Origin of the sequence: Tritonibacter sp. SIMBA_163 (genome assembly GCF_046535935.1) — a bacterium.
GTDB classification, from domain to species: domain Bacteria; phylum Pseudomonadota; class Alphaproteobacteria; order Rhodobacterales; family Rhodobacteraceae; genus Epibacterium; species Epibacterium scottomollicae.
In genome coordinates this window covers 1-256 of sequence record NZ_JAWJBP010000800.1, presented here as the reverse complement: position 1 = coordinate 256, position 256 = coordinate 1, and the positions used below count along the sequence as shown (strand labels likewise).

General features: G+C 55.9%; 1 protein-coding gene. It reads left to right on the top strand.

All coding sequences use genetic code 11. The features are described 5' to 3' along the window. Positions 1-236, top strand: a 236-nt coding sequence (locus R0J92_RS24535; protein WP_411053603.1) for a hypothetical protein, incomplete at its 5' end; no start/stop codon positions are given. Between the last annotated feature and the right edge of the window lie 20 nt (positions 237-256).

Below are 256 nucleotides of genomic sequence, written 5' to 3'. Positions count from 1 at the left end.
CGGGCGTTGGCGGGATAGCGGGTGCTTTAATCGGACTCGGCGTACCGGAAGATGAAGCGAAAAGCTACGAAGATCGCTTCAAGGAAGGGGACATCCTGGTCCTGGTGGAAGAGGATGGCGCGGAGCAAGCCGATCGCAACGATATGGGCCGCTCCACAGAAAACAAAGATCCATTGATTGGGACAGAACGCTCAACAAATATTCGTGGTGACGCGCCAGGGCGCGACCGGCTGTAATTCCGATAAAGGCAAAACCC